Genomic DNA, 25,926 nt, shown 5'->3' on the forward strand with positions numbered 1-25,926 from the left:
GGTGGTATTTAGTTGAGTTATTCAATAAGATTTTCCTCTTTTTACAACATCATTTATTGTATTAGATATATTCTACATTATAATCTAAAATGATTTGACTTATATCGTTATAGCTGCTAATTTTAAAGAGTGTTTCAACTTTAGTTAATTAAAACTATATGTGATGCTGATACGGATTTTGGCACTATATTGCATTGATCAGTATGAGTTCACGCCCTATCAATAGTTATCAAAAGGAATTGATAATGAAGTTAGCTCCTCTTTTTTCAATAGGTGCTTTAGCAGCTATTAGTCTTTTAGGTTGTTCTAATCAAGTTTCTGACCGTACTGATGCTTCCGCAACCAATTCTCAAGAAACAACAACATTACGCTTCTCACACTTTTGGCCAGCAACCTCCTCTATTAGCACAGAGGTCTTTGAGCCTTGGGCCAAACAGATAGAAGCAGATTCTAACGGCCGCCTAAAAGTGGAGTTGTATCCTTCGGCAGGTCTTGCCAAAGCAGATGTTACCTATGAATCCGCTGCTAAAGGGACGATAGATATTGGCTCACAAGCACATGGCTATACTAGCGGACGCTTTCCTTTGACCCAAATTACTGAGCTTCCTGGCTTATCAAATTCGGCCACTCAGATGGGTTGTATGCTGCAAACCTTATATGAAGATGGCACTCTTGCTAGCGAATACAAAGATTCACATCTATTGTTTATGTATGGTGCTGGACCCGGTTCACTGCATACGACCAACAAGTTAATTCGCACCCCTGAAGATATGAAGGGTATGCGTATTCGCCGTCCTTCCGCGGTCGCCGGTGACATTATTGAAAGTGCTGGTGCCTCACCGGTAGGACTACCCGCCAATGATATGTATACCTCTTTACAGCGTGGTGTTGTTGATGGACTAAGCTTTCCTTGGGAGGCAGTCACCGCCTTTAAGATTGATGAAATCACCAAATACCATACCAATATTCCTTTTTATAGTTCAGCACTTATGGTGACTATGAATAAAGAGAAATATGAAAGCTTACCTGATGATTTGAAAAAATTATTGGATAAAAACTCTGGTATGGCGCTTGCCAACAAAGTTGGTGAAGTATTCGATAAGCATGATGACATGGCCATACAAGCGGCTAGAGATAAAGGTGATGAAATCGTTGAAATTCCTGATCCACTGAATGATCCTAACTGGAAAGGACCGCTCGAAAAAGGTACCAAAAAATATCTAGCTGATGTCACTGCTCTAGGATTAGACGCAGATGGTGTTTATGCAAAAGCTAAAGCCGCCAGTGCAGCCTGTAAGGTTTAACCTAAAGGAGTTGTCACATGGCATTTTTAGTTAAAATTAGCACCCTCATCTCAAGGTTATGTCAGTTTATTGGTGGTGTCAGTCTCATTATTATTGTACTGACCACCATGCTGGATGTTGTCGCACGCTATATTTTCAAACTCACCGGTGGCGAGTTTGGATTTACGGTAAAAGGTAGCGTTGAGATTGTCTCTTATTTTATGCTCTTTGCTTTGCTGGGTGCTTTTGCCGCTTTTGTTGAGCGCTCACAAATCATCGTTGATGTATTTACTCAAAATATGTCAAAAGCTGTCAAAGGCTACATGATGGGCACCTTTATGATGGGTTTCTTTATCATCGGTATCGTATTTGCATGGGGACTTTATGAGAGTGCCTTTGATGCAATACAGTATGGCAAAGTCACTCAAGACCTTCGAATATCCATGATGCCCATCTACGCTATTAGCGCCTTCTTAAGCATTCTACTTGCCATTCGATCATTGATTGAATCCATCAATATCTTTAAAACAGGCGAGTTCTTTGACGCTGAGGAGACAGGCGCATGAGTCCAGAAATTATTGGTGCCATTGGTTTGTTATGTATGATTGCGATGGTCATGCTGCGTGTTCCTGTTGCACTTGCCATGTTAGGTGTGGGTCTGGTTGGTTTTGGTGCCGTGACAGCGCCTGTTGGTGCTGTACAGATGCTAAAAGACTTACCGGTCGATGTCTTAGCGAAATATGATTTTAGTGCCATTCCGTTATTTATACTCATGGGGGTGTTTGCCTCTCATTCAGGTATGGCAGGAAAGTTGTTTGACGCTACCCGAACCATCTTTGGCGGGGTAAGAGGCAGTTTAGGTATTGCGGGTATTGGTTCATCTGGTATTTTTGCCTCCATTTCAGGTTCATCGTTAGCAACTGCCTCGACCATGACTAAAGTGGCACTGCCACAAATGGAGAAGTATGGTTATCAACCAGGCTTTGCCTGTGGCATCCTAGCTGCAGGTGGTACTTTGGGGATTATGATTCCACCCAGTATTGCACTATTAGTCTATGCCATCTTAACCCAGCAGTCGGTCGGTGATATGTTTATCGCTGGTTTTTTACCGGGTATGTTAGGCATGGTGATGTATTCGATAACAGTCATGATTATGGTACGTTGGAAGCCACATTTAGCACAGCGCGGAGAGCCTACTTCTTGGAAACAAAAATTAATCTCTCTAACAGGTTTGATTCCTTTTAGCTTTATCTTTATTGTGATTATCGCTGGTATTTTCTTTGGGTTATTTACCCCAACAGAAGGTGCGGCAGTGGGTGCCTTTGTATCATGGGCTTATGCTTTTGCTAAAGGCATGCGCATGAAAGGGCTTAAACAGTCATTGATTGAGACACTCGCACTTTCTGCGGTAGTATTCTTTATGCTACTAGGTGCAGAAGCACTAGGCTACTTTATCTCAGTATCGCGCTTATCTTATAGTTTAGCGACATGGATTGGTACATTAGCGGTCAGCCCAATGATAGTATTGATCTGTATCTTGATCATGTACTTTCTCTTAGGGTTATTCATGGATGCCCTAGCGATGCTAGTAATTACGATTCCGGTCGTGTTCCCAATCATTGTTGCTTTGGGCTACGATCCGGTTTGGTTCGGTATCATTGCAGTATTAACGGTAGAGCTTGGACTCATTACACCGCCAATGGGGATGAATATCTTTGTGATTAAGGCGATGGCGCCGCATATTAAGCTGTCTGATATGTTCAAGGGGGTGATGCCCTTTATTGTCTCTGACTTGATCCGCTTAGTGATTTTGGTCGCGTTTCCAGCGATATCATTGGTGCTTTTGAATTAATATCAATAGTGCCAAATTGTCGAGAAAGGCTTTTATATAAGTTTATCTAAATTAGAAAACAAAAATAGCAGTTCGATTTTATAGCCATATTATCGTGATGATACTATGGCTTTTTTTACGTTTTATTGTTGGAATAATGATTATGAATATGGGGGCGTTAACATAACGGGTCTCGTTATTATGGGTAGTGATGGCTATAGTAATCTTCAAACTATTCACTCATTTATAAAAAATCGTTAAGTAGAAGAACCATGACCATTGATTTTACCAACACCCTAATTGTTGCTATATCGGCAACGGCTTTATTTGATTTGTCAGAGTCCGAAAATCATCTCCTGTCGCTATTAAAAAAGTGTCCTCATGATGCCGTGAAGGAGTTTCGAGATTATATGGCGGAGCGTGAAAATGACCCGCTGAGCATTGGCGCAGGTCATCCGCTGATCAAAGCGTTGTTGAATTTAAATGATTATTGTGACGACTGTGATGGCAAAGAATCTGGTATCGATGCGCCTTTGGTCGAGGTCGTTATTATCTCAAAAAGCAGCCCTGATACCGGCATTCAAGTGCTCAATGCAATACGTGAGCATGATCTAACTATTTCACGTTCAGCTTTTATATCAGGCAGTGCGGTTGCGCCTTATATCAAAGACTTTAATGTAGATTTATTTTTGACGACCAATCGTGAGGACGCGCAGCAGGTTGCCGATGCTAACATCTGTGCGTGTGCGATATTGGATGCCACACCCGTCAATACTTATGAGCTTGATACCAAGCAGTTGCGTATAGCTTTTGACGGTGATGCGGTATTGTTTGATGATTCAGGTGAGCTGCTTTATAAGCAAAAAGGCTTGCAGGCCTTTCATGACCGTGAAGCCGAAATGCGCGATTTGCCGATAGAAAAAGGTCCCTATGCTGAGCTATTGATTAAGCTGTCAAAAATGCAAGAGCGTCTTCCTGCAAGCTTGGATTCTTGTCCGATGAAGATAGCGTTGGTCACGGCACGTAATGCGCCAGCTGACCTGCGAGCTATCAAAACATTGCGTGATTGGGGCGTCGATCTTGATATGGCGTTTTTTTTAGGCGGACTTGAAAAGACTTCGATACTAAAAACCTTTGCCCCACATATTTTCTTTGATGATTCTGTCAAACATATCGATGCGGCGCGTGGCTTCGTACCGACGGCATTGGTACCTTATCATTCAACCTCGTTATTACATGCCAATAGTGTAATGAATGCGGATAAAGATGCGTCATCGTTATCTTTTAAACCACTTAAAAAAAAGATATTATCTGCAAGCCACTAATAGGCAATTAGTCAGATCAAAAGGATATAACAGCCGATGAAGTGGCAGCAAGTGATGACGGTGGTGATTAGCCGTATCAAACAAGTGATCGGTCTATATGTTTTTGTGCTACTGCCGATGTGGGTGATGTTTTTTCTTAATGACACCGTATTTTTTGGTTTATGGAATATCTTCGGTATCGTACCGCGAGCATTAGATATGGGCAGTATGATAGGGGTATTTGCATCATGGACAATGCATGGTAATTTCTCACATCTAGTGGGAAATTCACTGACACTCATGCAGATTTTATTCTTATTTGGCTTATTTGAGAATAATGCTTATCGTACTGTGATTAAGTTGATTGTCGCCTCAGGTATAATGACTTGGATAATAGCTTCACCGTTATCAATACATATCGGCGCCTCAGGACTGTGTTTTGCGATGCTCGGTTTCATGATAGGTGGGGCAGTATTCGCTAGGCGTTGGGGCTACTTGCTCGCTTGTATTGTGATGGGAACAGGATATTGGCTTACTATTAAACAAGGCTTGATACCACAGCAAGGGATCTCATTTGCGGCGCATTTTGGTGGTCTATGCGCCGGCTTGTTGTTGGGTGCCAATTCTAAACACGCCTATACAAAAATAAATAATCGTTATTAACTTTACTTTTCGGTAAATTTGTTCGTAGAGCCTGTTCAATAAACTATAGAGAGATTTATAAACCCGCTTATAGATAGTTTAATGACTGAGTTATTTTTTATTGATACAAACATTGATATATAGCGGGTCATTCTTTTCTAAAGGTCGCCAAGCAGTTGTTTGTTTCACATGCTCATCGATACTCAGCTTACTATCTTTTTCTTGTAGCACATAGTCGGCACGGGCAGGGGCGGCACAGTCAATCACTTGTGGTACTTGCTGCACACTTCTACGTCTTTCAAACAAATATAAATTGACCAAATAAACATCTGGGTTGCCGGCGTTAGCACGAGCGTGTCCGCTATCAGCTGCTATAAAGCGCAAAGTTTGTGGTTTAATATATGACCACGGGCGAAACCAAGTCCCTTCTTCAACTTTCTTAACGACATGAACGCCTTCTGGGAGCTTTTCAACTTGCTGACCGAACCAGCTATATTCTTGGCTTATTTGAAAGCCAAAGATACCAATAGCGCCAAACAAGGGAATAAGCCATCTTGGCGCTTTCTTACCTGCCAGTTTACTGAGGTGAGTGATGACCAGTGCTATCCCAGCTAAGCCAAATCCAGCCGCTATGGTCGCGATAAACTCAAAAAGCATAATACCTTTCCTTAACGCCATCAGCGCGTTTAATACCAATTATTAAAATAACGTGTTCAAGTTTTTTAAGCGTATTTATTATGGCAGTTATGCTCATCTTTCTCATTATTTTTACTTTAAAAAGGGATGAATAAAGCCATCATAATTGGACAAATAATATTTAAAAAATACTCTATCATCATCTTGGGATAAAAAAATCACTCACAAGCAGCTGCTGCCTGTGAGTGATATATTATCGTAAAAAAGCATGTACTTCACTTGTTCGCTTGTATAGCTTAGTGGTCGATTGCGCCGCCAGCCCCACGTGGAGAACGGACACTTTCAACCAACTCTTGGATATGAACTGGTGGTGGAGCAGTCGCATAAGATACTGCAAATGCTACGATAAAGTTAAGCAATGCACCAACCGCGCCAAATGATAGTGGCGAGATACCAAACAACCAGTACTCTTCAGTATCAGGGAAGTTTGCAGTGCCCGTAATGAAGAACCAACCTTTGAAGACAAAGATGTAAACTAAGATACTAATCAAACCCGTTAACATACCAGCGATAGCGCCAAGGTTGTTAATACGCTTAGAGAAAATACCCATCATTAATACTGGGAACAGTGATGCACCCGCAATACCAAAGGCTAATGCAACGACCTGTGCAGCAAATCCTGGTGGATTAATACCTAAGTAGGTAGCCACCACAATCGCAATCGCCATCGTGATACGAGCATATTTCAATTCTTGCGCATCAGTAATGTTTGGATTTAAGTTACGTTTGATCAAGTCATGACTGATCGCTGATGAGATGGCGAGTAGTAGACCAGCTGCCGTTGATAGCGCTGCTGCCAAACCACCGGCGGCGATAAGACCGATAACCCAACCTGGTAACTGTGCAATTTCTGGGTTAGCCAATACTAAAATATCAGCATTCACGTCAAGCTCGTTACCTGCCCAACCTCTGTCAACAAAGATGCCATCACGCTCTAAAGCATGCTCTGCTTTTGCTTTTTCGACAGCAGCCGTTGCAGCAGCCACATCACCGCCGTCAGTTGTTGCGGCAGCCAATGCTATCTCTGCTGCACCAAGCCCACTATCGGCATATAACTGAATGCGACCATCGTTATTGAGATCTTTATACTTAATAAGACCAGTATCTTCCCAAGTATTCATCCAATCTGGACGATTATCATATTCGATAGCAGGGGCGTCAACACCTTGTGGATAAATGGTATCGATTAGGTTTAAACGCGCCATAGCACCTACTGCTGGCGCAGTGAAGTATAATAGCGAGATAAAAACTAGCGTCCAACCAGCTGTCCAGCGGGCATCAGCCACTTTAGGAACCGTAAAAAAGCGAATGATAACGTGCGGTAAACCCGCAGTACCAATCATCAGTGATAAGGTAAATAGCACCATGTTTAGCTTGTTCGGTACGTCAGCGGTATAAGCGGTAAAGCCTAAGTCAACGACGATTTGATCAAGCTTAGTTAGGATAGGAATACCTGCTTCAACATGGTTTGAGAACAAGCCAAGACCTGGAATCGGGTTACCCGTCAATTCAAGTGAAATAAAGACTGCAGGAATCGTATAGGCAATCATCAGAACCACATACTGCGCAACCTGCGTGTACGTAATCCCTTTCATACCACCAAGTACGGCGTAGAAGAATACAACAACCGCAGCAATAAGCAGACCAGTCGTACTCTCAACTTCTAGGAAGCGAGAGAATGCCACACCAGCACCGGTCATCTGACCGATAACATACGTGGTTGATGCAATGATCAAACAAACGACTGCGATCATAGCAGCGGTCTTGGAATAAAAACGGTCGCCGATGAAGTCAGGAACCGTGAATTTACCGAATTTACGTAGATAAGGTGCTAGGAGCATGGCTAATAGAACATAACCGCCTGTCCAGCCCATCAAGTATGTTGATGCGGCATAACCACCTGTTGCAATAATACCTGCCATCGAGATAAATGACGCAGCACTCATCCAGTCAGCAGCTGTTGCCATACCATTCACTACTGGATGCACACCACCGCCAGCAACGTAGAACTCACTGGTCGAACCAGCACGTGCCCACCAAGCAATACCGAAGTATAAAGCGAAGGATAGACCTACAAAAATAATATTAATCGTAAATTGACTCATAGGACTATTCCTCGTCTACACCATATTGTTTATCGAGTTTATTCATGCGCCATGCATAGAAGAAGATTAAAGCGATAAAGACGATAAGCGCCCCTTGTTGTGCAAACCAAAAGCTGATATCGGTACCACCTATCTTAATACCTGACAATAATGGACGTAGTAAGATGCCAAAACCATAAGAGACTAAAGCCCAAATGACGAGGCTAATCTTAATGAGACGGAGATTGGCTTTCCAATAACCGGATGAATCGTTGTGGTTCTCCATAGGACAACTCCTTTTGCCTAACATAAAAAGAAGGTTACTAATTTAAGTCTAACAAGTCATTTTTCTTTAGCGTCTATCCTACTGTGCGATACAGCTTGATACGCTGTCTATATTACAATCATAAAATATGTATATAGGTTGCTAAAGCAAAATGACCAATCAGGATAAGTAACCCAAAATTATCAAATACATGAGCAAATTTTTCAATGCTAGCGATACCTACACCGATATTAATTTACTCGGCATTATCACCATAAATTTGCTAGATAAAAATCAATATTAATCGTTTAAATTCAACCCGCTCATTGTCTATTAACGACAATAAGAGAGAGTTTTATTAAATTTAGCAGATATAAATAAGGATATTTAATGAGGAGGGTCGGTATAGTCTGACAATCCTCTGTCTTATTATTCATATCTTCTTCCCGACGATATGGCTTTAATACTTAAAAAGTATTCATGCTAATAAGTATTGCAAGCACTTTTTATAAACTTATTAGGAATATATACAATATTGACTTAATTAACAATAAATAAATTTTATTTACTTTGTGTAACCAAATATTCGTTTCGTAGAAACTTTTACTAACTTATGTTAGCAAAACCCAGTAATTATCACACCTCTGACACAATACCATACTAACGCCTTATTTATATTAAGGATTTGCTGTAGCAGTGAGATTAATGGCTAAAATCAAAAAATGACATTTATTTTAAAAATAACGGTTATATAAATAACTTTTTTATAACAAATAAGGGTGATATGAATATAGTTTCACTATCACAAACATTAATCAGTCCTAAAAGTTTCTCATAAAATATAAATTATAATAATAATTTTATTAAATTTGGTGTTCTACTCATCAAAAGTTCATAAGTAAATAAAGTTGAAATAATGGATTGAAATAGTTAAATAACCGTCAGTCAGTTAAAATACGACCTCGTAATATGGGTGATTTTATTGCCACTTTATGGCTTGATTTTCTAATGCCGCTAGATTGAGGTTGGTGTTGAGAGAGCAAACTGTCATAAAAAGGTAAATGGTCACATCAATAAACAACATATGCTAAAGATAGAGAAAGTTAGTGAGGGGAAGATAGTATGAATGAGAGCATAGCCGGTTGGTTTAATAACATCGTCAACTATGGTGTGAGTATCATTTGGGGTAATAATGATTGGTTGATTGCTAGCAATCCATGGTACGGGCTACTGATGTTTGTGTTAATTGGTGCTGGTCTTTACTTTACCGTTGCAACGCGTTTTATTCAGTTTCGTCATTTTGGTCATATGTGGCAGTTATTACGAATCTCAAATCAAGGGCGCAAAGATGGTGGCATCAGCTCGTTTGAAGCACTAATGACTTCCCTTGCTGCGCGAGTCGGTACGGGAAATCTAGCAGGGGTGGCAATTGCTATCTATCTGGGTGGACCGGGTGCAGTATTTTGGATGTGGATGACCGCTATTGTAGGGATGTCGACCAGTTTTATTGAGTCAACCTTAGCGCAAGCTTATAAAGTGCCGCATAATGATAATGTTTATCGCGGTGGACCGGCTTACTATATCGAAAAAGGTTTGGGTAAGCGCTGGCTTGCGATATTTTTCTCGCTTTGTTTACTCGTGGCTTTTGGTTTGGCATTCAATGGCGTGCAGTCAAATACTATCGCCCAAGCGACCAATCAAGCCTTTGGTATTCCAACGTGGATGACAGGCTTGATATTGGTGGTGCTGGTTGCGCCAGTGGTCTTCGGTGGTTTGCGTTCGGTTGCGCGTATCGCGGGTAAAGTCGTGCCAGTGATGGCTATCCTCTACATCTTATTGGCTCTATATATTATCGTGACCAATTTTAGTGAGGTGCCAGCCGCGATTGCCTTGATTGTAAAATCGGCATTTGGCTTTGAGCAAGCGGCAGGCGGTGTCATTGGTTATGGTATTGCCCAAGCAATGATTAATGGTATCAAGCGCGGACTATTCTCGAACGAAGCGGGTATGGGCTCAGCGCCTAATGCCGCCGCAACGGCAAAAAGCCATCCTGACCATCCCGCAGTACAAGGTTTTATGCAGATGCTGGGTGTGTTTTTGGATACATTGGTTATCTGTACAGCGACTGCCTCAATTATTATTCTTTCTGGCGTGGTCGACCCTAGCGTCGAGCAAGAAGGGATTCAATTAACACAGTTGGCATTGTCTCAGTATGTGGGTGATATGGGCGTGATTTTCGTTGCGATTGCGATTTTCTTTTTCTCATTTACCTCTATCATCGCTAATTACAGTTATGGTGAGTCCAATCTTGAATTTATCTCAGGTGAGAAAAACGCCAAAGTAATGATTATGATCTTCCGCTTTATGGTCTTAGGCATGGTCTTTGTCGGCTCTGTTGCAAGCTTACCGGCTATTTGGAACTTTGCGGATTTATCCATGGGTTTAATGGCATTAGTCAACTTGACGGCTATTCTCATCTTGTCACCGGTAGCACTGAGAATATTACGTGACTACGAACGTCAAATCAAAGAAGGCAAAAGCGCTGATCAAATCAAATTCAATCCTGATGACTTTGTGAAATTAAAAGATGAAGCCAATCGTGATGCGTGGAAAGACTAAGCTGAACTTTTAGCGATATCGTATTTAGTATGACAATAAAAAATCGCCCTCTTGAGGGCGATTTTTTATTGCAGCTTATTTTTTAATATAACTATCCTAATATCTAAATAAAAATTTACATATTAGGATAGTTAGGACCGCCGCCGCCTTCTGGCGTTACCCAAGTGATGTTCTGTGACGGGTCTTTGATATCACAAGTTTTACAATGGACACAATTTTGTGCATTGATGACAAACTTAGCACCTTCGGCATCTTGTACAATCTCATAAACACCGGCTGGGCAGTACAAACGTGCTGGCTCAGCATAGAGTGGTAAATTGATCGAAACAGGCACTGTTGGGTCAGTTAATTTTAAATGTACTGGCTGATCTTCAGCATGGTTAGTATTTGAGATAAATACTGACGATAATTTATCAAATACCAATTTGCCATCCGGTTTTGCATAGGTTGGCTGATAAGCATGAGCCGCACGCTCAAGCTGATCATAATCTTTTTGATTATCATGGATGGTTAATGGCATTTTGCTACCCATCAGATTTTGCTCTAGAAAGGTAAAGGCGCCGCCCATCCATTGACCCATACGGTGCATCGCTGGGGCAAAGTTACGTGCTTCATAGTTATCTTGATATAACCACGACTCATTATACATGGTAGTAAAAGCTTCAACTTCGTCATGCTGACGACCCGCTTGTACTGCCTCAAAAATCGCTTCAGCAGCCAACATACCTGATTTCATTGAGGTATGCGTACCTTTAATTTTGGCAGGGTTTAAGAAGCCTGCTTCATCACCTGCTAATACGCCACCTGGGAAGGTGAATTTTGGCAATGAGTTTAAGCCACCTTTGGTCAACGCACGCGCGCCATAAGACAGACGTTTGCCGCCTTCTAAGACATTACGAATGAGAGGATGTAATTTTAGACGCTGCATCTCATCAAACGGTGACATATAAGGGTTTGAATATGATAAGTCGATGACCATACCAAAACTTACTTGGTTGTTTTCATCGAAATATAACCACCAGCCGCCAGATGAGCCAGTGTCCGTTAATGGCCAGCCTGAACCATGCATCACGACGCCTTCTTCATGTTTCTCAGGCGTCACTTCCCATAGCTCTTTTAGACCGATGCCATAATGCTGTGGATCTGAGTCTTTATCAAGATCAAAACGGCTGATTAAGCGTTTGCCCAAATGACCACGACAACCTTCGGCAAAGATAGTATATTTAGCAAGCAGCTCATAGCCTGGCTCAAAGCTAGGTTTGGCTTCGCCATTAGCGGCCACGCCCATATCGCCCGTTAATACACCTCTGACTGAACCATCATCATTATATAAGATTTCATCAGCAGGGAAGCCTGGGAACATCATGACTTCTAGCTCTTCAGCTTGTTGAGCCAACCAACGAACGACGTTGCCCAATGAGACAATGTAGTTGCCTTTATTGTGCATGCTGGCAGGAATAACTGAATCCATCAGTTTGGTGGCTCTGGTCGCTGAACCGAGCATATAAACGCGGTCTTCAATCGCAGGGACATTCAGCGGCGCGCCTTTTTCTTTCCAATCTGGGATTAATTCATCTAAAGCGCGTGTCTCCATGACTGCACCCGATAGCGTATGCGCGCCAAACTCTGAGCCTTTTTCGACCACACACACCATAAACTCATCATTACCGGCCGCAATAGCAAGCTGGCGCAGACGGATAGCTGCTGACAGACCGGCAGGTCCGCCACCAACGATGATGACATCAAATTCCATTGATTCGCGTTCAACTTCAGGCTCTGCTGCGACAGTTTCAACCACAGGTTCTGGAGCAGTTTCGACCACTGGTGTTTCGACGACTAGCGTTTCAGTCGCAGGTGTATCTACAGCAACTTCTAGCACTTCGGCGGCTGTTTCTGGTGAGACAACGGCTGTGTCTGCTGTCTCAAGTTTTGCTGTTTCTGTCATGGCTGGTGTGTTCGTATTTACAGTATCATTATCTATAACTGGTGTTTGATTGTCTTGCTCTTGCATACCTACTCCTAAACTTTTAGTGGCTTATCTCAGGGCATCATTAGCTTAACAATTGAATAATAAGGCTTGCAGCGCTAACTTTACTCAGACATATGGCTGCCCGATAAAAAGGGTTTTTCCGGTATCAGTTGATTACGTTATAGTGAAAACATTTGATTAAGAAATCTGAATGCATAACGTAGAATGTGCCGTTAATACAACACCCACTAGACTATTTCAAATAAAAAATCGTTACTCATTATAAAAGAAAAGTCCTACAAACACGATACGCATTTCATAGCATCAGTGTTAAGGTAAGATTAAGGCTGTGGGGGTATAATGACGATATACTCTTATCATACCCGAAACTAAAATTTATAGTAATAACAGATTTGCCAAACTTTGATTACTAAGTAAAGGATTTTACGATGATAAGTAATAATAAAGCCATCGATACCATGACCGTAAAAGATGTGAAGGCGGCAGAGAGCAAGGCATCAGAGACAGATACTATAGATAGCTTGAGCCAGTATCTAAAGTCTGAAGCAGGAACCCGCGAAGGACGTGCCATACCACCTTTAGAAAATTGGCATCCAGAGCAGACTACTGATATGGATTTGGTCATTAAAGCGAATGGTGAATGGTGGCATGAAGGTGGGTATATGACTAGAGAGTCATTAGTCAGCTTGTTTGCTACCATCTTATGGAAAGAAGAGAATAACGGCACCGTTGAGTATTTTTTAAAGACGCCCGTGCAAAAACTTCGTATTCATGTCGAAGATGCGCCACTTCTGATTAATGATGTCGGTATTGTCAATGAAGGCAATGAGAACTGGCTGGAATTTACCACCACAACGGGTGATGTTGTCCGTTTAGATGATGAGCATCCGATTACGTTACGTAGCTACACTTCTAAAAATAAAGAAGATATCACTGACAACAATAACCGAGAAGAAGCAAGTCAGTATGTAACAGCAGCGGCACAAATACGTCCTTATATGGAAGTTCGTAATAATCTGACAGCGCTTATCGGTCGTAATGCTTTTTATCATTTAACTGAAATTGGTGAATTGACAGAGCACGATGGTGAGACGATACTAACCTTACAAAGTGGTGGTAAATCTTATGAGCTATCAATGCCAGTTGGTTGAAAATAAGCGTTTGCTCATTAAAGCTATCTATCTAAGCTTTTATATTCCAATTTTAGTATTTGTTGCTAGTGATTAAATAAATAACAACGTTAGCAATAGTATGAGTAGGACAATATTTATATGAAAACGGCGGTAAAATAAAAATGAAAATTGCCGCAAATACAGCCACCAGTAGGATCCACAGCAGCTCAATATTTTCTGATAACGATACTATAGAAAAAGCGATGGTCAATAGTGATAGGTTGAATCATATCGCTAATAAAGACCATAATGCTCCCATTGGTTTATTCGATTCTGGCATCGGTGGACTGTCCGTTTATCTGCATTTAGCCCAGCAGCTGCCGCATGAGCGTTATATTTATTATGCAGATACTTTGCACGTGCCTTATGGCAATCGCGATAGTGAAGATATCAAGGCATTGACGTTGACGGCAGTAGAGTGGCTGTATCAGCAAGGTTGCAAGCTGATTGTTATTGCTTGTAATAGCGCGTCTGCCCATGCGTTAGAAATAGCAAGGCAACATTATCCGCAGCTACCTATTGTTGGTTTAGTGCCTGCAGTAAAGCCCGCGGTACTTGCAAGTAAAAGTGGTCATGTTGCGGTACTAGCAACCAAAGCGACCTTAAACGGTACGCTACTTGACGATGTGATTGCGACTGTTGCTAGCCCTAGCGGGACTACAGTGACCAAATATTTTGACCCGCAACTGGTGCCTTGGGTAGAATTGGGTATGCCGGATAATAGTGAAACGGCTCAAAATCTGCGACAGCAATTACAGCTGTTTGCAAAGGATGGGATAGATCAGCTGGTACTAGGGTGCACGCATTATCCATTTTTTAAAGATTTTGTGCAGCAAGAGATTGAAGCGCAAAAATTGTCAATGCAGGTGGTTGATTCAGGTCAGGCAATTGCAGAGCGTGTTAAACAGTTATTAATAACTAATCAGCTATCTGCAAAGACTCATGCTAGCTTAGATAACAATGAATTAGAGACGAATGCAATTGCTAAAAATGTTAGACAACCATTAGTTTTTTATGCGACTAAATATGATACAAGCTTAGATATGCTGCTACCACGCTTACTTGGTAAGCATACTCCTTTACGATACTATTCTTACCCTGATTGCTAATATTGCTTGCTTATAGGTTAATATTGGCGTAACTGTTATAATCCCGCAATATAACAGTGGCATTAGATAAAAATTGAACGTATTCTAGCAATATTATGCTAGGATTATATTTACTAAAAAGAATATTGATGTCGCATTTTGTTATACTTCTTTGAACACTTACTTTTTGTGATCAGCTAACTAAGATTAGAGGTGATTGTGCCGAACCGTCGCTACCACATTCATGTTATATGTGCTGACAACGACCAGTTGCTGGTATTAGATAGTATTGCGGTATTTTTTCAAGCGCGTGCCTTTTTAACTTATGATGTGTCTAGCAAATTACCCAAAGCTTCATTATATGGGCGCCAATGTATTGATAGCTGTGATTATGCTTTGATGGTGATTGGCGATAGTTACGGTACCAAGCAAAATACGGGTGTGAGCCAAATGCATTTAAGCTATCTCAATGCCAAGGCAAAACTAAAGCCTTTATTAATACTGGTAAAAAAACATCATAACGATGCTAATATCAGTCGGCAGCTGCAAGAATTTAGCAGTATGGTGACCTCAAAAGCAGATAAGATTTTTTATTACGAAACAGAAAATGACATCGAGCAATTACTGATTCAAGCGTACTATAAAATGGTTGCTAGTAACCAAGTAGGTGCTGGATGGGTAAGAGTAGATGATGAGGTGTTGAAGGCTAGCAAGCTATCAGTGTCTGATACGGCTAATTTATCCAGTAGTAAAACCACCAAGCAAGAAAATCCCACTTTGCCCGCTCAACTGATGGATGATAACGTCAGTAAGAAAATCGTCTTGACCGACACCTTTGAGATTAATTATAAAGCCCAAGCTTATGAGGGTGGTAATTTGACTGATTTGACAAGACCTATGGTTTTGTCATGGCAAGAGGTGTTAATTACGCTGATAAAAATGCCAGCTACCTTTTCAAGCTATGGCTTACAAAGCGGCATCAACCGTTTGATCAGTACTCGAGCTGAGATTGATATCAAGCGTGAGATGCCAAATGTTCATGCTGTCGCCCGATGCCAAATCTCGCAAGATGATCTCAATCATCTACAGCAGCAGTTGGTGGCTGCTAACTGGATACAACTGGCTACCTATGGCACCAGAGTAACGCAAGAGCTTTGGAAATTGACGTTTTATGCAAAAAGCTTGCTTGCTACTAAAAAATCAGTGACAGAAATCCCCTCTACGCTGACGTCAAACGGCTAAATATTAGCAACCTTTATAATTACGATTTATCTTTATTTTCAATCTTAAAGTTGCTTATAAAATCATACCTTATAAGCATGATTCTGCGTATGGCTACGTTTTGTAATACAAAGTATACGTCGTACTGGTTGTGCATATCTTTAATACTCGTAATAATAACTACAACAAACACATAATAATACCGAGTAATTAAGGAGAGCAAACAATGAGTAATTCTAAAAATGATGCGTTAAAAAGTGAATTAGAGAGCTTAGAGAAAGCCATGCATGATGCTAGCCAGTTTCATACACTAGAAGAGCAGGTCGCGGATATGAAGCGCCGCGGTATCGACCCTACCAAAGCTTACAAAGATTTAGATAGAAAGGAAGAGAGTGCTGATTGGGGGGATGCGACGTGGAAAGAAAACGGCAAGTGGGAACCGAAAACCCCTGCTGATTTGGATGATAAAGCGCGTGAAAACTGGGATGGTGAAAATGGTAAACCGAACCCACCACCCATTGTTTAATGTTTAAATCTGAAGTCACTTATATGATTAAAGATATTATGTAAACTGTATCAATTCATAAAGAGTTATAGAGCTGACATGATAAAAAAGCCACGCTATTTAGCGTGGCTTTTTTATTTTTAGTAATAACTTAACGATATTACCTAATTAAGAGCCTTCATCGATACGTACTAGCTTTATAGCACCATCAGCACCCGTCACACGGCGATATCGCGTTGTGCTCGAGCTTGATGGGCTGATTACTGTAGGCTGCGCGTAACTGTTAGGCGTAGTGGTTTGTTGTTGAATCAATTGTCCCATACGATCAGCAGACGCTGGATTCAAAGGACGACTACTTACTGGCTGTTTATATTGATTGCCATATGAGTTACTAGGAGCGGCATTACCAACGATGGTACGATAAAATTTCTGTCCTGCGCGTCCATCAGCTGGAAAAATACCACGGCTAGACTGGTATTGCTGAATCGCAGTACGAGTACTATCACCGATGATGCCATCGACTGCACCGATATCATACCCTGCATTTAATAACGCTTGCTGAATCGCTCTGGATTCTTGGCGACCAATACCAGGGTCGTCGGTTGGCCAAGCTGTGATAAAGTCAGTTTTACTGCTGTCCTCGCGAGTAATCAGATCTGATAAATGAGCAATCGCTAGTGCATAGCTTTCTGATGCATTGTAGGAATAAAACGTATCGAAGTTTTTACCCACCAAGAATGCAGGGCCGTTTTTACCAGCGGGCAATAATAATCCAGCACTATTCAAGTCAGAAGGAAGTGGGCTACCATTAGCAAGGGTTAAACCTTGATTGCGCCAGTGGCTGATTGATTTTTTATCTTTACGATTAGAGGCAGCCCAAAATCCACTAGGCAGTTTCACTTCATAACCCCATGGCTCACCTGAACGATAGCCACGTTTATCTAAGAAGTTCGCGGTAGAGGCGAGCGCATCAGGAACACTATTCACTAAATCACGGCGACCGTCACCATCGAAATCCACTGCTAATTCTAAAAAGGTGCTGGGCATAAACTGTGTCTGACCAAAGGCACCTGCCCATGACCCTGTCATATCATTTGGAGCAATATCACCGTTTTGAACGATTTTTAGGGCGTTAGCGTATTCACCTTGGAAATAGCTTTGACGGCGATCAAAACAGGACAAAGTTGCTAAAGATTCGAATAAAGGTTTTTTGCCTAGTGTTTGCCCAAAGTTAGATTCCACGCCCCAAACACCTAATACGTGTTCGGCTTTGACGCCATACCGCGATTCAATTTTGCGCAATGTATCTGCCCATTGACGCTTGGCACGGATACCATCTTCTACTCGTTCAGTGTCAACGAGTGAAGATAAATAATCCCAGACATCCTTTTGAAATTCAGGCTGATAGTTGAGCGACTGAATCACACTCGGGTCAGGCTGAGAAGGGCGATAATTATTAAAAGTATAGCTATCAACACCGCGGAATTTGCTAGAGTTTTTTAGTCCATCTAGACACTGCTGAAACTGAGCGTTAGACAAATTTGGTGCGTCTGGCTTGGCAGCTTGAGCAGTGCTGGCAAAGCTTAAACCAATAGCCGCAGTCAATAAAGATAAAGTGGACAAACGAGTCAAGCGCATGAAAATATCCTATAAACGTCGAGATAGTCATTGAGAGGTAGAAGAAAGCAATAAAGCCAGTATTGACTTAGAGTAACCAATCTACATAATAAAGAAAAGGTATCGAAGTACTCAGTTACTATAAATGGACGATGGCGTGAGGTTGGGAGAGGGTTTGAAATTACTAGGATATAAGTGGAGTATCAAATCATTATGTTTATTTCTGACCTAATAACCAAACAGGCTCTGTTACTGCCATCTCTGGTGCGGCATTCAGAGTTGATGGTTCTTCCTCAAGCTTATTCATTTGATAGTCATTGCCATAGTACTGCTGGACTTGTTCCTGACTGATTGAAAAGGGCGGTCCTGATCGTTCATTTTGATCGTAATTGAGGGTTAGCAATAGCTGAGAAGCGTTGCAACTGAGCGTACGTATTTTCTCGCTATATTGTGGGCGCAACTCTGCTGGCATGGCAATCAATGCCGCTCTATCATATACTGCATCAACGTGACCTATATCATCGGCTGATAGTGTAAAGATGTTAGCAACCCATAAGTCTATAGTTCGACCTGCAATCTCGCCTTGATAGCATTTGATATCTGTCTGTTTACTATGTTCAATGACCGTATACGAGATAGCTTGCTCAATGAAAAATTCTTGTGCTGCTGACTCAACCAATTCAATACCAACCACGTCAAAACCTTGATGGGCTAGCCATACCATATCAATTGATTTACCGCATAAAGGAACAAAAATACGGCTACCGACGGACAAGTTTAACTCAGAAAAATATTTTACTAATAGCGGATTAACTTGAGATTGATTAAAGCCGATACGTTTTTCTTGCCAACGTGTTTGCCAAAATTCAGGGTTCATTGTTCTAGCCTTTGTTTATAAGAATTTATTTTATCGGTTATTTTTAACTCATTATCATAACGTTTTCTTTAATGTTATCAAGGGCAATGCTATCAAAGCCATTAAAAAGCCAAACGCTCATAGAAGAGTGTTTGGCTTTTATTAGATTACACACTTATTTTTGAATTCAAAGACTCATTACTAGGCAAGCTGCGATTTAGCTCACCATATACTGGCTGAATTCTTTACGCAGTTTGGCAAGTTTTGGTGGTATGGCAAAGTTGCAATAGGCTTGGCCTGGATTGCGATTAAAAAAGTCTTGATGAGCTTCTTCAGCGATATAAAATTCAACCGCAGGATGCACTTCAGTAACGATGTTGAGACCCATATCACGTAGCTTATTAATAGTACGGTCGATGGTTGGTTTTTGATTGTCGTCGGTGTAATAGACGACGCTGCGATATTGGCTGCCGACATCGTTACCTTGACGGTCTTTAGTTGTAGGATCATGGGTGCCAAAGAATACATCAAGCAATACTTCTAAGGGTAGAACAGACTCATCAAAGGTGATATTAATCACTTCGACGTGTCCAGTATTACCGCCACAGACGGCTTGATAGTTAGCAGTAGTAGCTTCGCCACCCATATAACCTGATACGACAGACTGAACGCCTTTCAAAGATAAAAAAACAGATTCGGTGCACCAAAAACAGCCACCGCCTAATATAATATTTTGCATAAATCTTCCTATTGTTATAAGTGTTAAAGATTAGAAATGAATAGATTTTAATACGATGTATTTAGCTTATCAGTCGAGAAGCTAGCTATTAGTAACAAACAGTAATGTTATAATGTGCTTTTGCTATTCTTATTAATTTTCTATAAATATCGTCAAAATAAATAGTATCAAAGAAACCGCTAAATACTTTTAATCTAAGTTCTACTATCCAAAAATGAGTCTTACCATGAGCCAATCTAAGCCTGCTACTTTTAATAATAAAATTATTAAACATGACACCCTTTTTACCACGCCACTCGATAAGGCGGCGCGCTTCTCTTTTGATGAGCAAGTGGTGGCTTGTTTTCCCGATATGATTCGTCGCAGTGTTCCCGGTTATGGTCAGGTGCTAGCGATGCTGCCGATATTTGCTCGTCGTCACTGTAAATATCGCCAACAGAGTGATAATGGTCAGCGTGTGAGCCGTATTTACGATTTGGGCTGCTCGCTTGGTGCGGCAAGTATGACCTTAGCTGGCGAATTTGAGCCGCAAGATTTGCAAATCAAAGCGATTGATATTTCACCGGCGATGACTACTGAAGCGACTACTTTACTGAATGATAATTATCCTGAGCACGATATAGAAGTCATCACTGCGGACATTCGCGATGTAGAGCTTGAGCCATGCGATATGGTGATTTTAAATTTAACATTACAGTTTTTGCCAGCAGCCGATCGGGTGGCGGTATTAGATAAGATTTATGCGGCATTAAGCGAAGGCGGCATATTAGTATTGACTGAAAAGACGCATGCGTTTGATGAGCAGTACGATGCGTGGTTGGTCGAGCGTTATTACGATTTTAAACGTGCTAACGGCTATACCGAGATGGAAATTAGCGGCAAGCGTAATGCATTAGAGAATGTCCTTATTACCGATACTTTAGACGAGCATCACGCGCGTTTGGCACAAGTTGGTTTCGAGCGTCATCTGACTTGGTTTCAGTTCTTAAATTTTGTCTCTATTGTGGCGTTTAAATAATATTTACGCGACATATAAATAACGCTGAGCTTTTTAAAAAACATCTTTCACACTATCTTTGATTAATACGGTAATCCGCTTTTATGCTTAACGACACTATTCTCCACGCTGAACGTGAACTGTATTTAACCTTGTTGACGTTGGCGCAGCAGCAGCCAATGGCTTATGAGTGGCTAAAACAATTACCAACGTGGTTAAATGATATAAAAGACAAAGCCAACTATGCCCATGCGCCTGCTTATCAAGCGTCGGTCGCGCGATTGCCAAAGCTAGCCGTCGATAATGCGCAATTAGATAGCGATATATTGAAGATTAATGCTCAGTTGAGTGACTCTGAGCGTAAACAAGCAACTGCCTTATTAAAGCAATTGATGCCGTGGCGTAAAGGACCTTTTCAAATTGGTAAAAACGAGAGTAATCCGATATTTATCGATACTGAATGGCATAGTGATTGGAAGTGGCAACGAGTTGCGCCGCATTTGGGCAATTTAAAAGGACGTCGCGTTCTAGATGTAGGCGGCGGTTCTGGTTATCACGGCTGGCGTATGGCAGGCGCAGGAGCGGATACGGTTATTATTATTGATCCATCGTGCTTGTTTTATCATCAGTTTATGGCGATTCGTCATTTTGTGGGAGCGGCAGATAGCTATCGTACCCATTATATTCCGGTGCCACTGGAAGCTTTACCTGAAAATAGCCAGTTATTTGATACTGTGTTTAGTATGGGCGTCCTCTATCATCGTCAGTCGCCCTTTGAGCATTTACAACAGCTTAAAGGACAATTAGTCAAAGGTGGCGAGCTGGTGCTTGAAACTTTGGTCATTGAAGGCGATGCCAATACTGTACTGGTGCCGCATGACCGTTATGCTCAGATGAATAACGTGTATTTTTTACCGTCGGTAGCGGCATTAATTGGTTGGCTAGAGAAGGCTGGATTTACAGAAGTGCGCTGCGTCGATGTGGCAGTGACCTCGACCGATGAGCAGCGTAAAACGGAATGGATGAACTACCATTCATTAGCAGACTTTTTAGATTCTACTGATGCAACGAAGACCATTGAAGGTTATCCTGCACCGATGCGTGCCACGATTATTGCAAAAAAATAGCATTTATGACGGCAAGCGGTCATAAAAACAAGGAGAAGAGATTATGAAAATATCGCCTACTATGATTATGATTGCTGTCAGTTTGTTACCACTACCTACAATGGCGTATGATGCTTATGGCACGCCGTTTGATGGCTGGGGTTTTGTCAAAGACGATTGGCAACTGGTCTGTGATAATACTTTGACTTGCCGAGCAGCAGGTTATGCAGATGAAAGCTTGGTATCTGAAGAAATACTGTCAGCCAGTATATTGTTGACGATCGTAGCTGGTGAAAAGCTGCCTAGTGCAGAAGTTATTTTGAGTAGCGAGGAATATGATGAGCAAGAAAAATTGGTGAGTGATCAATTATCAAAAAATACTGATAAAGTTGATTTGCTATTAAATGATAAGTCTTATGGTATGGTGCAGTTTTCATCTGACGGCAGACGGCAGTTAAGTCGTGCTCAAATACAGCAACTGCTCAAAATTGCTAAACAGAATACCAAAATACAGTTCACATCAGGAATTTACAAATGGCAAGTATCAGACAAAGGATTGGCGGCGATATTGCTAAAACTTGACGAAGTACAAGGTCGCGTTGGTACATCGCTCGCATTTATCAGTAAAAATAACCCCAGTCGACAAATACTTAAAAAAGCACTGAAAATACCTATTGTTAAAAAAGACTATGGCTATCTAGACGATGCCGCGCTAAAAGAAGGTAAGCAAGTGCTCGATCCGAAAAAACTGGCGTACTTCCAAGCAAATATAAGTCGTTGGATTGATATTGATTCTGAGCAGTTTATAGGCTCTGAAGCTAATACCAGTGATTGTGAGCTTATAAATCCTAAAAGTGAGTCTTCTATTAACCTAGAAAAATATTCTGGTGATAATATTAATTGGGAGTTCATACCCGTAGATGCTAAGCATACGCTTGCTAGCCATCTATGCTGGCAAGGTGCTTATAATATGGGCGCAGGGTATTGGCTAATTAATCATGATAAACCAAGCCAAATCAAGCTAATCACCACGTCAGGCAGTGATTACTCTGATGGTGAAATCTACGCTATTCATAAGGATAGAGGAGTAGGTGACTGCTGGAATAGCAAAACATGGGTATGGAATGGCAAAAACTTTGCAATGACGGAAGATTCCAGTACAGGAATGTGCCGAGGCTTCGCCGGTGGCGCATGGAATTTACCAACTTACACCAGTGAAGTCATAAGAAGTAATAGTCAGGCTACCAATGGCGACGTTACTAAGTAATATTTTGATAAAAAATCGCATCGATAACGATACGGACGATTTCGAAGCTGAGCGATCTATGTCAGTAAGGTTATCATCGTCGGTAATGCTATCAATAAGGGTTCATAGGCTAACCTAGATGAACCATTTGTTAAATGCTACTTCTAATAAAATCTTTAATATAAAACCAATAAAACCAGCGCCAAGTGCCAAAAACATCCAAAAAGTACCTGCGCGACCGGCCCCAGATTGTTTAGATAAGTCCCAAATAATAAAGAATAAAAAGGCAATAAAAACGGGCAATAAAATATAAAGTCCCCAACTGGTGACGGTACTAGCAGCAATGGCAAACATGGTTTTATCCTGTATATAAAATGGTGAATTACCAAGTTCTCTATTATTTATTGTTATAGCTTTTAATAAAACACTTATAAATGCTTGAATAGGACTTCAAAAGTCACGATATGTAGAGAAGTAGGCAATAGATAGGGTTATTATAACGCGGAATAGAGTGGGTATAAATGTTTCGCAAACCTTAAGCAACAGGAACGCTACAATAGCTCTGACCCGAAAGTCATTTGGCGCTTATAATAGTCACAAAAAACAGTCATCAAATAAAAGTCGTACCCATTAACTATAATAGTTAGCATTTTATGGGTATTTTTGGTTCAAATAGTGCAATAGCCTGTAAAGGTTGTTATATTTATAGGTTACTTGTCTTTTCGTCTTATTTTATATTCCATCAATTTTTTGTTTATTTATCTGAGTTTATAGTCCTATGTCACAAGCCCAAATCGATACGCTCGCCTCACTGTTTGACAGTGCGATTCAAGTCCTAAAAACTGACGGCGAACTACCGGCTGATTGGCAGAATAACAGCCAAATTACGCGTACTAAAGATGCCAGCCATGGTGACTTTGCAAGCAATATCGCCCTGACCGCTGCCAAAGCAGCAAAAGTCAATCCACGTCAAGTAGCTGAAAAAATAGTTAATGCTTTGCCTGAAAATCAAGATATCCGCCAAGTAGAAATCGCGGGTCCAGGATTTATCAATGTATTCTTAAATAGCGACGCCAAGTTTGCCGTTTTAGATGATATTTTTAATCTGCAAGAAAGCTTTGGTTTAAGTAAGCAGTTTGATGGGCAAAAAATACAGGTTGAGTTTGTATCAGCCAATCCAACCTCAAGCTTACATGTTGGGCATGGACGCGGTGCTGCATTGGGTATGAGCGTATCAAACTTGCTTGAAGCGATTGGCTATGACGTCACGCGTGAATATTACGTCAACGATGCTGGTCGGCAGATGGATATCTTAGCCACCAGTACTTATTTGCGTTATCTAGAACTCAATAACGAAGCGGTTATCTTCCCGTCGAACGCCTATGTCGGTGATTACGTCCGCGATATCGCAGAAACGTTAAAAGCGCAGCATGGTGATAGCTACGTACATAGCTTCGCAGAAGTTGCTAAAAACGTACCAGAAGATGCGCAATATGAGATAAATGCTGAAGGCGAAAAAGTACTGTTATCAGGAGATAAAGAAGCCCATATCGATGGTCTGATTGCCAATAGTAAAGCCTTGCTAGGTGACGACTATGAGTTGTTTTTAAATGCAGCATTGAATAGTATTTTGGCAGATATCAAAGATGACCTAAATGACTTCGGTGTAAGTTACGAGTGCTGGTTTAGCGAAAAATCAATCGATAGTGAGATTGAGCCAGTCTTGCAGATTTTAGATGACAAAGGCTATCTTTACGAAAAAGACGGTAATATTTGGTTCAAATCGACTGACTTTGGTGATGAAAAAGACCGTGTCGTACGCCGTGCTAATGGTCAATCTACTTATTTTGCTTCTGATATCGCCTATCATAAAAATAAATTTGATCGTGGTTTTGATAAAGTGGTGAACGTTTGGGGTGCCGACCACCATGGCTATGTGCCACGGGTAAAAGCGGCATTGACGGCACTTGGTATCGATGCTGAGCGTCTAGATGTGGTGCTCGTACAGTTTGTTGCCTTATGGCGCGGTAGCGAAAAAGTGCAGATGTCGTCGCGTTCTGGCAAGTTTGTCACTTTACGTGAGCTACGTCATGAAGTGGGTAACGATGCAGCGCGCTTTTATTATGTCGCACGTAAGCCTGAAGTGCACGTTGATTTTGATTTAGAGCTGGCAAAATCTCAAAGTAAAGACAACTTGGTGTATTACATTCAATATGCGCATGCCCGTGTTTGTCGTGTATTAGAAAAACTACAAGCGAGCGGTTTGAGCGTGGATGATGCGATTGGTGCTGCGCAGCAAGAGCTACTTATTGCGCCAAATGAAGAGGAGCTGATTAAGCTGCTTGCTGCTTATCCGGCTACCTTACTACGTGCCGCGACCGGTTATGAGCCGCATATCTTGACCAATTACCTAAAAGAATTGGCGGCGTTATTTCATGGCTGGTATGACAGCAATCGTATCCTGCCAGTGAGCTTAACATCAGGTGAGACACCGAGCGTAGATGAGATGGCTATGATGCAAGCTCGTTTACGCTTGTCTAAAGCAGTACGTCAGGTATTGAGCAATGGGCTTGGTTTATTAGGCTTGTCTGCACCGTCTAGCATGTAATATAAAGCTGGCAACCGATAGTAATAATTCGATAATGATAGATAGATTCCGTAGGGA

At 41.3% G+C, this 25,926-nt stretch carries 22 protein-coding genes; 14 read left to right on the forward strand and 8 right to left on the reverse strand.

Annotated elements, in window-relative coordinates; all coding sequences use genetic code 11:
• Nucleotides 1-245: 245 nt before the first annotated feature.
• The 5 genes from ACMHKH_RS09525 to ACMHKH_RS09545 all read left to right on the forward strand — a co-directional run bounded on the left by ACMHKH_RS09525 (nt 246) and on the right by ACMHKH_RS09545 (nt 5,081).
• Nucleotides 246-1,304: a TRAP transporter substrate-binding protein gene (locus ACMHKH_RS09525; protein WP_413520400.1), complete on the forward strand. Its 1,059-nt coding sequence runs from the start codon at nt 246-248 to the stop codon at nt 1,302-1,304.
• A 17-nt stretch (nt 1,305-1,321) separates the two neighbouring features.
• On the forward strand, nt 1,322-1,849 hold the full coding sequence (locus ACMHKH_RS09530; RefSeq protein WP_413520401.1) for a TRAP transporter small permease: 528 nt from the start codon (nt 1,322-1,324) through the stop codon (nt 1,847-1,849).
• Nucleotides 1,846-3,135, forward strand: coding sequence for a TRAP transporter large permease (locus ACMHKH_RS09535; protein WP_413520402.1), 1,290 nt, complete (start codon nt 1,846-1,848; stop codon nt 3,133-3,135). The genes ACMHKH_RS09530 and ACMHKH_RS09535 overlap by 4 nt, the downstream gene beginning before the upstream one ends.
• A gap of 251 nt (nt 3,136-3,386) precedes the next feature.
• A complete protein-coding gene (locus ACMHKH_RS09540) occupies nt 3,387-4,439 on the forward strand; it encodes a 5'-nucleotidase (RefSeq protein WP_413520403.1) in 1,053 nt (350 codons plus the stop codon).
• A gap of 36 nt (nt 4,440-4,475) precedes the next feature.
• Nucleotides 4,476-5,081 (forward strand): rhomboid family intramembrane serine protease, encoded by a 606-nt coding sequence (locus ACMHKH_RS09545; RefSeq protein WP_413520404.1) that lies wholly within the window; start codon nt 4,476-4,478, stop codon nt 5,079-5,081.
• Nucleotides 5,082-5,171: 90 nt separating this feature from the next.
• On the opposite strand, the gene ACMHKH_RS09550 is transcribed toward ACMHKH_RS09545, so the two are convergent.
• The 3 genes from ACMHKH_RS09550 to ACMHKH_RS09560 all read right to left on the reverse strand — a co-directional run bounded on the left by ACMHKH_RS09550 (nt 5,172) and on the right by ACMHKH_RS09560 (nt 8,126).
• The gene (locus tag ACMHKH_RS09550; protein ID WP_413520405.1) at nt 5,172-5,717 is read right to left on the reverse strand and encodes a hypothetical protein; all 546 of its coding nucleotides are present in this window, start codon (nt 5,715-5,717) and stop codon (nt 5,172-5,174) included.
• A gap of 275 nt (nt 5,718-5,992) precedes the next feature.
• Nucleotides 5,993-7,861 (reverse strand): sodium:solute symporter family protein, encoded by a 1,869-nt coding sequence (locus ACMHKH_RS09555; protein WP_413520406.1) that lies wholly within the window; start codon nt 7,859-7,861, stop codon nt 5,993-5,995.
• 4 nt (nt 7,862-7,865) lie between these two features.
• Nucleotides 7,866-8,126, reverse strand: a complete 261-nt coding sequence (locus ACMHKH_RS09560; RefSeq protein WP_413520407.1) for a DUF4212 domain-containing protein — start codon at nt 8,124-8,126, stop codon at nt 7,866-7,868.
• Between the two features lie 1,101 nt (nt 8,127-9,227).
• Here ACMHKH_RS09560 and ACMHKH_RS09565 point away from each other — a divergent pair.
• On the forward strand, nt 9,228-10,724 hold the full coding sequence (locus ACMHKH_RS09565; protein WP_413520408.1) for an alanine/glycine:cation symporter family protein: 1,497 nt from the start codon (nt 9,228-9,230) through the stop codon (nt 10,722-10,724).
• Nucleotides 10,725-10,839: 115 nt separating this feature from the next.
• Here ACMHKH_RS09565 and ACMHKH_RS09570 read toward each other — a convergent pair whose 3' ends face one another.
• On the reverse strand, nt 10,840-12,477 hold the full coding sequence (locus tag ACMHKH_RS09570) for an electron transfer flavoprotein-ubiquinone oxidoreductase (RefSeq protein WP_413520445.1): 1,638 nt from the start codon (nt 12,475-12,477) through the stop codon (nt 10,840-10,842).
• A 665-nt stretch (nt 12,478-13,142) separates the two neighbouring features.
• Between ACMHKH_RS09570 and ACMHKH_RS09575 the strand changes: the two genes are divergently transcribed.
• From ACMHKH_RS09575 to ACMHKH_RS09590, 4 genes are all read left to right on the forward strand, one after another.
• Nucleotides 13,143-13,865 carry a DUF1285 domain-containing protein gene (locus ACMHKH_RS09575; protein WP_413520409.1) on the forward strand — a complete coding sequence of 241 codons (723 nt, stop codon included), beginning with the start codon at nt 13,143-13,145 and terminating at the stop codon, nt 13,863-13,865.
• Nucleotides 13,866-14,008: 143 nt separating this feature from the next.
• A complete protein-coding gene (gene murI / locus ACMHKH_RS09580) occupies nt 14,009-14,995 on the forward strand; it encodes a glutamate racemase (protein WP_413520410.1) in 987 nt (328 codons plus the stop codon).
• Nucleotides 14,996-15,187: 192 nt separating this feature from the next.
• Nucleotides 15,188-16,216 carry a DUF4062 domain-containing protein gene (locus tag ACMHKH_RS09585; RefSeq protein ID WP_413520411.1) on the forward strand — a complete coding sequence of 343 codons (1,029 nt, stop codon included), beginning with the start codon at nt 15,188-15,190 and terminating at the stop codon, nt 16,214-16,216.
• A 205-nt stretch (nt 16,217-16,421) separates the two neighbouring features.
• Entirely contained in the window at nt 16,422-16,721 is a 300-nt protein-coding gene (locus ACMHKH_RS09590) for a hypothetical protein (RefSeq protein ID WP_413520412.1), read from the forward strand.
• A gap of 147 nt (nt 16,722-16,868) precedes the next feature.
• Here the strand turns inward: ACMHKH_RS09590 and ACMHKH_RS09595 are convergent, their stop codons facing one another.
• The 3 genes from ACMHKH_RS09595 to msrA all read right to left on the reverse strand — a co-directional run bounded on the left by ACMHKH_RS09595 (nt 16,869) and on the right by msrA (nt 19,912).
• Nucleotides 16,869-18,338, reverse strand: coding sequence for a lytic murein transglycosylase (locus tag ACMHKH_RS09595; RefSeq protein WP_413520413.1), 1,470 nt, complete (start codon nt 18,336-18,338; stop codon nt 16,869-16,871).
• Nucleotides 18,339-18,534: 196 nt separating this feature from the next.
• Nucleotides 18,535-19,194, reverse strand: a complete 660-nt coding sequence (gene tmpT, locus ACMHKH_RS09600; RefSeq protein WP_413520414.1) for a thiopurine S-methyltransferase — start codon at nt 19,192-19,194, stop codon at nt 18,535-18,537.
• 196 nt (nt 19,195-19,390) lie between these two features.
• Nucleotides 19,391-19,912: a peptide-methionine (S)-S-oxide reductase MsrA gene (gene msrA, locus ACMHKH_RS09605; protein ID WP_413520415.1), complete on the reverse strand. Its 522-nt coding sequence runs from the start codon at nt 19,910-19,912 to the stop codon at nt 19,391-19,393.
• Between the two features lie 214 nt (nt 19,913-20,126).
• Here msrA and cmoA point away from each other — a divergent pair, with 214 nt between their 5' ends.
• From cmoA to ACMHKH_RS09620, 3 genes are all read left to right on the forward strand, one after another.
• On the forward strand, nt 20,127-20,930 hold the full coding sequence (cmoA, locus tag ACMHKH_RS09610) for a carboxy-S-adenosyl-L-methionine synthase CmoA (RefSeq protein ID WP_413520416.1): 804 nt from the start codon (nt 20,127-20,129) through the stop codon (nt 20,928-20,930).
• Between the two features lie 83 nt (nt 20,931-21,013).
• On the forward strand, nt 21,014-22,036 hold the full coding sequence (gene cmoB / locus ACMHKH_RS09615) for a tRNA 5-methoxyuridine(34)/uridine 5-oxyacetic acid(34) synthase CmoB (protein ID WP_413520417.1): 1,023 nt from the start codon (nt 21,014-21,016) through the stop codon (nt 22,034-22,036).
• A gap of 43 nt (nt 22,037-22,079) precedes the next feature.
• Complete coding sequence (locus ACMHKH_RS09620; protein WP_413520418.1) at nt 22,080-23,282, forward strand: DUF1176 domain-containing protein; 1,203 nt, start codon at nt 22,080-22,082, stop codon at nt 23,280-23,282.
• A gap of 114 nt (nt 23,283-23,396) precedes the next feature.
• Here the strand turns inward: ACMHKH_RS09620 and ACMHKH_RS09625 are convergent, their stop codons facing one another.
• Entirely contained in the window at nt 23,397-23,615 is a 219-nt protein-coding gene (locus ACMHKH_RS09625) for a DUF2788 domain-containing protein (protein WP_413520419.1), read from the reverse strand.
• Between the two features lie 424 nt (nt 23,616-24,039).
• On the opposite strand from ACMHKH_RS09625, the gene argS reads away from it, so the two are divergent.
• Complete coding sequence (argS, locus tag ACMHKH_RS09630) at nt 24,040-25,869, forward strand: arginine--tRNA ligase (RefSeq protein ID WP_413520420.1); 1,830 nt, start codon at nt 24,040-24,042, stop codon at nt 25,867-25,869.
• Nucleotides 25,870-25,926 lie beyond the last annotated feature (57 nt).

Origin of the sequence: Psychrobacter glacincola (assembly GCF_965118485.1) — a bacterium.
GTDB lineage: Bacteria > Pseudomonadota > Gammaproteobacteria > Pseudomonadales > Moraxellaceae > Psychrobacter > Psychrobacter glacincola_D.